General features: G+C 62.7%; 2 protein-coding genes. Both read left to right on the top strand.

Features of this window, described 5'->3' with window-relative positions:
- On the top strand, nt 1-1623 hold a 1623-nt coding region (locus ACLD7X_RS16360; protein ID WP_411424748.1), incomplete at its 5' end, for a TonB-dependent receptor.
- 63 nt (nt 1624-1686) lie between these two features.
- On the top strand, nt 1687-2314 hold a 628-nt coding region (locus tag ACLD7X_RS16355), incomplete at its 3' end, for an alanine racemase (protein WP_411424747.1).

Here is a 2314-nt window from a genome sequence, read left to right as displayed (position 1 = left end):
CGGATCACCGGCGCTCACGAAAGTTTTCCCGGTTTCATCGACAATCCGACGCTGAACTCCACTGACTTCAACACAGGGTATCGGTCGTCGGCGCGGGCCTCTTTGCTGTTCAAGCCGACTGACGCTCTGTCCTTCAGGCTGACGGCGTTCACGCAGCGGATCGACAGCAACGGCAACGGGGCTATCGACGTAGTCGGCGCCGCGCGGCAGCCGCGCAATCCGCAGCCGAACCGCTTCAACCTCGTCAACGGGTTCCGCCAGCCGCGCTTCAACGAGACGATCGTCGATAACTCGATCCAGACCTACAGCCTGGATGTGACCTGGGACTTGGGCTGGGCCACGTTGCAGTCCCTGACGTCGCGGGGCCGGCTGAAGACCTTTTTCACAAGCGACATCACGTCATTCAACGCCGTGCCGGGCCTGACCAATGGTCAAGCGTTCGCGCCGCTCTGGCCTGTGCCGATTTCCATCCGCCAGCAACAGGCTGAAGGACTGAAAAAGTTCAATCAAGAAGTGAGACTGTCGTCCTCGCCCGGCAAGTTTGAGTGGCAAGGCGGCATTTTCTACTCGACCGAAGATACCGTCTTCAATCAGTTCTATGACTCCTATCCTCTTTCCGACTGGTTTCTTGCGGTGGGCGGGCCGCCGATCGGCGGCAGCACCCAGCCTGTGTCCTATGAGGAGTGGGCGGTCTTCGGCGAGGGCACCTACAAGTTCACCGACCGTTTCGACCTGTCGCTCGGTCTGCGCCACACCGACAGCGAGCAAACTTCTGTCCAGACCTTGTATCCGGGGCTGCTGTATCCGCGCTTCGCGATCAACAACAGCCGGGTGGAAGACAAGGACACGACCTATTCGCTCAGCCCGCGCTTCACCATTTCGGATGACGTGATGGTCTATGCGCGGATTGCAACCGGCTTCAGGCCAGGCGGTCCGCTGTTCGCGCAGCCGCCCGCGCCGCAATTCTACACCTCTGACCAGACGGTCAACTACGAAGCCGGTTTCCGGGGGGCGTTCTTCGACGGGCGACTGACCGCCGACCTCGCCGCCTACCACATCGACTGGACTGATATTCAGGTCATCACCCGGGTCACGATCAACAACATCACCTACACGACTGTCGGCAACGCTGGCACGGCGGAGAGCCAGGGCCTCGAATGGAACATCCGGTTCAAGCCGATCCAGGACCTCACTTTCGGGATTGTCGGCGCCTATACCGACGCCACCCTGACGGAGAACGCCCCCAGCCTCGGCGGGCGCGCCGGCGACCAGCTGCCTTATGTTCCCAAGCTCAGCTATTCGCTCAACGCGGACTACGCCTGGCCGGCGTTCGGCGATTTCGAAGGCTACGCCAGCGGAACCTACTCGTTCGTCGACTCGCGCTATGGTGATTTCTCTACTGCCGCCACGGCGACCAACCATGACAAGCTGCCGGGCTACTCCAACGTCAATATCCAAGTCGGGCTCAGGAATGAGCGGTACACGTTGCAGGCCTATGTCAACAACCTGACCAACGAAGTCGGCATTCTGAACTACTCGAATGAAGGCGGCGCAAACCAGTCTGGCTTCGCCAACGTCACCACGCCGCGCACCATCGGCGTGCTCCTCCAGGCTCGGTTCTGAGCAATTGGCGGGCGGGGCTCCGGCCCGCCCGCCTTTCGGATTTCTGGCGGGGGGAGCGGGACCATGCCGACACGTCGACGATTGGTGACCATGTCGGGGCCGGCGCTCCTGGCGCTGTCTGGCGCGGGAAACGCCGTAGCTTCGCCCGTCGCCCCTGCAACGGACAGCCGCGAAAGCGACAGGACCTACTTTGCCGCCCTGTCGGCGGCGCTGAACGCAGCCGGCGAGGCGAAGCCGACGTTGGTGATCGACCGCGATCGCTTGGCCCAGAACCTTGCAACGATGCAGGCGGCGCTGCCAGCGGACCTCGCGTTCCGGCTCGTCGTCAAGTCCCTGCCTAGCCCCGACCTCCTCGCTTTCATCATGAGGGGCTCCGGCAGCCGACGCTTGATGGAGTTTCACCAGCCGTTCTTGTCCGACACCGCGCACCGCTTTCCCGATACGGACATCCTGCTCGGCAAACCGCTTCCCGTGGGTGCGGCGGCGCGCTTCTACGATAGCCGGCGGCGCGGGCGCCCCCATGCCGTCGTGCATTGGCTGATCGATTCAGCGGAACGCCTAGCGCAATACTCCGCCTATGCTGCACAGACCGGCCGCAAACTCGACGTAGCGCTAGAAATCGATGTCGGGTTTCACCGTGGGGGCTTTGCTACACCGGCCGAAGCGGCGGCCGCCCTGACGGCTATCAAGC

It is taken from the genome of Aphanothece microscopica RSMan92, assembly GCF_046613545.2.
In the GTDB taxonomy this organism is placed as follows: domain Bacteria; phylum Cyanobacteriota; class Cyanobacteriia; order PCC-6307; family Cyanobiaceae; genus NIES-981.
Note: the sequence above shows the minus strand (reverse complement) of the source record. Positions and strands in the feature narration are given on the sequence as shown.